This window comes from Motilimonas sp. E26 (assembly GCF_021278025.1).
GTDB lineage: Bacteria > Pseudomonadota > Gammaproteobacteria > Enterobacterales > CBDFNC01 > Motilimonas.
The window spans coordinates 126,943-132,942 of sequence record NZ_JAIBHJ010000002.1 but is presented as its reverse complement, the minus strand read 5'-3'; the positions used below and the strand labels follow the sequence as shown (position 1 = coordinate 132,942).

The 6,000-nt window shown below is 45.0% G+C and carries 5 protein-coding genes; 3 read left to right on the top strand and 2 right to left on the bottom strand.

Features of this window, described 5'->3' with window-relative positions:
- The first annotated feature begins 39 nt into the window (after positions 1-39).
- Together astD and K1M91_RS01915 are read left to right on the top strand one after the other, a co-directional pair.
- Positions 40-1,500: a succinylglutamate-semialdehyde dehydrogenase gene (gene astD, locus K1M91_RS01920; protein ID WP_232799871.1), complete on the top strand. Its 1,461-nt coding sequence runs from the start codon at positions 40-42 to the stop codon at positions 1,498-1,500.
- 60 nt (positions 1,501-1,560) lie between these two features.
- On the top strand, positions 1,561-2,361 hold the full coding sequence (locus K1M91_RS01915) for a DUF1338 domain-containing protein (protein ID WP_232799870.1): 801 nt from the start codon (positions 1,561-1,563) through the stop codon (positions 2,359-2,361).
- A gap of 143 nt (positions 2,362-2,504) precedes the next feature.
- Here K1M91_RS01915 and K1M91_RS01910 read toward each other — a convergent pair whose 3' ends face one another.
- A complete protein-coding gene (locus tag K1M91_RS01910; RefSeq protein ID WP_232799869.1) occupies positions 2,505-3,863 on the bottom strand; it encodes a PLP-dependent aminotransferase family protein in 1,359 nt (452 codons plus the stop codon).
- A gap of 129 nt (positions 3,864-3,992) precedes the next feature.
- Between K1M91_RS01910 and K1M91_RS01905 the strand changes: the two genes are divergently transcribed.
- Positions 3,993-4,859, top strand: coding sequence for an NAD(P)-dependent oxidoreductase (locus K1M91_RS01905; protein WP_232799868.1), 867 nt, complete (start codon positions 3,993-3,995; stop codon positions 4,857-4,859).
- A 401-nt stretch (positions 4,860-5,260) separates the two neighbouring features.
- Here K1M91_RS01905 and msrA read toward each other — a convergent pair whose 3' ends face one another.
- Positions 5,261-5,890, bottom strand: a complete 630-nt coding sequence (gene msrA, locus K1M91_RS01900; RefSeq protein WP_232799867.1) for a peptide-methionine (S)-S-oxide reductase MsrA — start codon at positions 5,888-5,890, stop codon at positions 5,261-5,263.
- Positions 5,891-6,000 lie beyond the last annotated feature (110 nt).

Below are 6,000 nucleotides of genomic sequence, written 5' to 3'. Positions count from 1 at the left end.
GTCCAATATGGATAAGTGTTCTTAAATCAACAAGGAGGCATGATGCATTTAATCAATGGAATCTGGCTCGAAGGGCGTGGTGAACCGATAGTCTCCGTAAACCCCGCCAATAATGATATCTGCTGGCAAGATTTATCTGCCGATCCTGAGCAGGTTAATCAAGCTGTACAAGCCGCTCGTGGTGCTTTTGCTAACTGGTCACAAACCAGTATTACCGAGCGTGAAGCACTACTGACTCAATTTTCAAAAAAACTCACCAACGCCAAAGACATGCTCGCACAGGTTATTGCTAAGGAAACCGGTAAGCCTCTATGGGAAAGCGAAACCGAAGTGGCAGCGATGATAGGTAAAATTGCGATTTCTATAAAAGCGTTTAAAGCGCGCTCCGGTGAAGTAGAAAACGACATGCCAGGCGCCAGAGCTGTTGTACGCCACAGACCTCATGGGGTTGTAGCGGTGTTTGGCCCCTATAACTTCCCCGGACATTTACCAAATGGCCATATCGTTCCTGCTTTGTTAGCTGGTAACACAGTGGTGTTTAAACCTTCTGAATTAACACCGAAAACGGCTGAAATTACCTTAGGCCTATGGTTGCAAGCAGGTCTTCCCGAAGGTGTAATTAATTTAATTCAAGGCGAAATAAGTACAGGGCAAGCTTTAGCGGCTCACCCAAACCTTGATGGCTTATTTTTTACTGGGAGCAGTCGCACAGGTCATTTATTGCATCAACAGTTTTCAGGGCAACCTGAAAAAATACTGGCGTTAGAGATGGGCGGTAATAACCCGCTTATTGTTGCCAATGTGAAAAACCAAGCGGCAGCGGTTTATAACATTATTCAAAGCGCTTATTTAACCGCAGGTCAGCGTTGTACCTGTGCACGGCGCTTATATATTCCAAATAATGAGCAAGGGGATGAGCTATTAAAAGCCTTAATCAAAGCTGTTAAAGCAATAAAAGTAGGTGAATATGATGCTCAGCCACAACCTTTTATGGGGGCGGTTATTTCAGCTCAAGCGGCGCAAAATCTGTTATCAGCGCAACAGGCATTGGTTGAGCTGGGTGGTAAAAAATTAGTGCCGATGACGCTATTGAAAAAGGGAACTGGATTGCTTAGCGCGGGTCTAATAGAAGTGAGTGGCATTGCATCGTTGCCGGATGAAGAATATTTTGGTCCTTTGTTACAAGTAGTACGTTACCAAGATTTCGAGCAAGCGATAGCCCTTGCAAACCAAACTCGATTTGGCTTGTCTGCTGGGTTATTCGCAGATGACGAATCCTTGTATCAGACCTTTTTTAGTAAAATTCGAGCAGGGATAGTGAATTGGAATAAGCCGTTAACGGGAGCCAGCAGTGCCGCGCCATTTGGTGGTATTGGCGCCAGTGGTAACCATAGAGCGAGCGCTTATTATGCCGCCGATTATTGCTCCTATCCTGTGGCGTCGGTTGAAGCTGATGAACTCAGTCTTCCCACCTCCTTAGCGCCCGGACTCAGCGTTTGAGCATCGCAGCCTTAGTCTAGGCTGCTTTTTTTTGGTTACTTCTGCTGTGGGGAAGGATTTATGGATAAGGCATTAACGCAGTTACTCGAACATTTATGGCAGCAGTTTGTGGCTGTTACCCCTAGTGCCGGTAAAATTCATCAACTACTGGGCTCTGGGCAACCGATTCAAAATGATCATATTGCGCTGCGCACCTTTGATTTGCCCGCGGTAAATTTAAATGTGTTAGCAAAACCTTGGCTTGAGCTAGGCTATCAAGGTCAAGCCGAATACGAATTTACCAGTAAGAAACTTCATGCTCAGTATTTTGCTCATCCAGATCCCAGCGCGCCTTTAATTTTCATTAGTGAACTTAAAACGTCAGCGTTTTCTGATTGTGCTCAAGCCATTATACGAGATTTAGTGGCGCAACTTGATAGTAACTTATTAGGTACACCTGAAATGCTCTATAGTGGCGCACAATGGCGTACGCAATATCATTGCTACCAAGCTTTACTTGAAGAAAGTGAATACGCAGCTTGGTTAGCCGCATGGGGTTATCGTGCGAATCATTTTACGGTAAACGTGAACCAACTAACTGGTTTTAGCGATCTTGCCCAAGTGAATCAAACTTTACACCAAGCTGGGTTTACTCTTAATACCGTCGGCGGGGAAATCAAAGGTGGGCCTGATGTCTATTTAGCCCAGTCATCGACGTTAGCAGATAAAGCAGAGGTTGATTTTTTAGATGAAACCCACTTAATTCCAAGTTGTTTTTATGAGTTTGCTCAGCGTTATGAGCTACCCAGTGGCGAGTTATATCAAGGTTTTGTTGAGGCATCAGCAGATAAGATTTTTCACAGTACCGACAGCAAGGTATAGCTAGAGCTTTGAGTTAGATAGCGCTGTAGGAGATGAGCTTGCTCAGCGAACATCACAAATTCCCTGAGCAAGCTCATGTCCTACAAAAAACACCAATCAACTCGCTCAGCATACAAGGAGCAGAACTTGTTCTGCGAACATGCTTAATATATGTCGTTGTTTTTTAGCAATTCACTCAGAACGATTAGCCCTTGGCGTAATACTTTTTGACTTGTTGGCGCCATTAAAGACAACCTGACAGCTGCGGGTGGATGTTGTTTATTAACGCAAAAATAAGGTGCGCTACTGACTATCACGCCTTGGCTTTTAGCTGCTTGGCGAAAGCGTTCACTGCTCCAAGGGCTGGGTAAATGTAACCAACAATGAAAACTGTTAAGTTGGCTATCAATCTGCCAATTGCCTAACACTTCACGCATAATTTTTTGCCGTTGCTGCGCCTCTGCTATTTGCTTTAGCATCATTTTGGCAAGTAAATTTTGCTGCCAAAGACGGGTCATGATCGCTAGCGATATACCATTACACATCCAAATGTTGGCGCGAATATGGCTGTTAAGTTGGCTGGTAAAGCGGCTTGGGCCGTAAATAAAACCAATGCGTAATCCGGGCAGCACTGCTTTTGATAAGCTGGCAACGGAAAAACAACGCTCAGGAACTAGGTTATACAGTGCTTGATATTTACCTTGATTAAGAAAGCCATAAATATCGTCGTCCACCAGCCATAATCGATATTGCTTTACCACCTTAGCAATGGCTTTTCTGCGTTTGTTTGGCATCACTGCGGCGGTGGGGTTTTGATAGCTTGCCACTACCAGCACCAGCTTAATATTATGACTATCACAGGCCTGCGCTAAGCTGTCAGGGCACATGCCATGTTCATCTAACTTAATCGCAACTGCTTGGCGGCCTAGTTGTTGGCATATTGTGAGCGCGCCAGGATACACCCATTGCTCTAGCGCAATTTTGTCACCCACTTCAGTGAGGCTTTCAATCAATAAATACAGGGCATGTTGTGCACCGTGAGTGAACACTAACTGCGCGGGGTTATATGCTTGAATGCCTAAACTTTGAAGCCATTGACAGGCTATGTGTTGGTAAGGCAAAAGGCTGTGTTCATCGGGGTAAGTCAGCACTGTGCTTGGCATGTTGTGATCACTAAAGCTAGCCATGGCGAGATCAAATTCGGGTTGTACTAGCTCAACTAAGGGTTGAATAATTGATAAGTTGCAAAGGCTTTGCCCGGCTTGAATGACGGCGTTGAGATCTTGCGTTCCCGCAACAAAAGTCCCTTTACCCACTCGTGATACTAAATAACCTTGCTGTTCGGCGGAGCGATAAGCGCGGCTTACTGTTGTTGGAGTTAATTGTAACTGCTTTGCTAGTGTGCGGATCGTCGGTAATGGTGTACCTGCTGCTAATAAGCCTTGGCTGATGTCTTGGATCAGCGCTGCCGCTAAGGTTTTGTAGCCGAGTTTGTTGGAGTTGAGTTTGGGCTGCCAAGTCATAGTTTGATAAATGTAATACAGTTTTTTACATTGTATTACCTTTGGCTTAGTAAATGTGCATTTTTTTTCGTCTGATCTTTGGTATTCACGTTATAGTCATTAGCATCAAACTAAAGCAGAGGGACGGCAATGAAATTAGCATTTATTGGTTTAGGCGTAATGGGTTACCCAATGGCAGGGCATTTACAGCAAGCGGGCCATCAAGTCACGGTTTATAATCGCACCACCAGCAAAGCCGAGGCATGGGCGGCGCAATACCAAGGTGACTTTGCCGTCACGCCTGCACAAGCTGTGGTTGATGCCGATATTGTATTGATGTGTGTAGGTAATGACCAAGATGTTCGCGCGGTGGTATACGGTGAAGAGGGGGTTTTAGCGGGCATGAAGGCTGGTGCTTTGCTGGTGGATCACACGACCACTTCTGCAGCATTGGCCATCGAATTGGCTACGGCATGTCACGAGCAAGCTAAACGCTTTTTAGATGCGCCGGTTTCTGGTGGTCAGGCGGGGGCAGAGAATGCTTGTTTAACCATAATGTGTGGCGGTGAGCAAAGGGATTTTGATTTCGCGAAATCGATATTGGCTATTTATAGCAAAAGTGCGGCGTTGTTGGGAGGCCATGGCGCGGGGCAAAAATGCAAAATGGTTAATCAAATTTGCATTGCAGGCTTGTTGCAGGGCTTATCTGAAGGTATTCATTTTGCGCAGCAGGCCGGGCTAGACGTTGAACAAGTAATCGACGTGATCAAACATGGTGCGGCACAATCTTGGCAGATGGAAAATCGCGCTAGCACCATGGCTCAGAACAAGTTTGATTTTGGTTTTGCCATTGACTGGATGCGTAAGGACTTAGGTTTTTGCTTAGCAGAAGCGCAGCAAAATGGGGCGCAGCTACCGGTCACGGAATTAGTTGATAGCTACTATGGTGAGTTACAACAACAAGGTGAAGGCCGCAGCGATACGTCGGTTTTGATTAAACGTTTAACAAACAAGTAGCCAATAGCGCATTGGCGCAGCCGTTACAACAAGGTGAAGGGCACTTGGGGAACACAAACAAGTAATTAAAAGCCATATCTGCCATTGCGATATATACCCAATCAACCTGGAGATGCTTGATTTCAGCAAGATTTTACACGCGTTTAGGCAAGGCATTGATTGCAGGTAATGGCTTCCCCTTATCAAAATCAATAACACAGCATAAACGCGTGTAAAACTTGCCCTTTGGGAGCGCCGCCGTGTTTCCACTACGTTGTTACGCTAAATTGAAAGGTGCCTACATTCCTGCATTAGCGTGCCTAGTATTGAAAACACGGTGGCGCTCTGAAACATGCATCTTCAAGTTGATTGGGTATAAAACCAGGCTAATTAGCCTGGTTTTGAGCACGCTTATTAAACCTCTAAGGCTGCGGTGGTAAGCACACGCCATTCGCGCCTAAGCCACAATAGCCATTGGGGTTTTTGGCTAAATATTGCTGATGATATTGTTCTGCATAGTAAAACTGCGTTAAAGGTAAAATTTCAGTGGTGATGCTTGAGTCGATTCCCTTAGCTTGCAACGCTTGTTGAAACAAAGCTTGGCTTTGCATGGCTAAGCTTAAATCGTCTTCATTATCACAATAAATAGCACTGCGGTATTGGCTGCCTATGTCGTTACCTTGGCGCATGCCTTGGGTTGGGTTATGTTGTTCCCAAAACAGCGTTAATAGTTGATATAAACTTATTTCACTTGGATCGTATATGACTTCCACTATTTCAGTGTGTCCGGTCATGCCTGAGCAAACTTCTTCATAGCTTGGGTTAGGGGTAAAGCCGCCGCCATAGCCAACACTGGTGAACTTAACGCCTGCTTGTTGCCAAAATAAACGCTCAGCCCCCCAGAAACAGCCCATGCCAAACCAGACTTTTTTTAAACCTGCTACACTTTCCATTTGTGTATTAAAAACAAAGTGTTCAGTAGGGATGTGAATGGCCTGTTCACGACCAGGTAATGCTTGGTCAGCAGAAATCATTTGTTGTAAGGCAGCCATGTTAGTTCCTTTTGTTTAATCATTTTTGTGTACTTGAGAAACCTGATACTCGTTAGACGATGTTATTGATTACTTTGCTAAGTAAGCAATAATTTATTGCGAAACGATCA

Excerpts from the sequence above, each read along its gene's own strand:
- astD (WP_232799871.1), top strand. The coding sequence starts at position 40 with ATGATGCATTTAATCAATGGAATCTGGCTCGAAGGGCGTGGTGAACCG.
- K1M91_RS01910 (WP_232799869.1), bottom strand. The coding sequence starts at position 3,863 with ATGACTTGGCAGCCCAAACTCAACTCCAACAAACTCGGCTACAAAACC.
- K1M91_RS01905 (WP_232799868.1), top strand. The coding sequence starts at position 3,993 with ATGAAATTAGCATTTATTGGTTTAGGCGTAATGGGTTACCCAATGGCA.
- K1M91_RS01915 (WP_232799870.1), top strand. The coding sequence starts at position 1,561 with ATGGATAAGGCATTAACGCAGTTACTCGAACATTTATGGCAGCAGTTT.
- msrA (WP_232799867.1), bottom strand. The coding sequence starts at position 5,890 with ATGGCTGCCTTACAACAAATGATTTCTGCTGACCAAGCATTACCTGGT.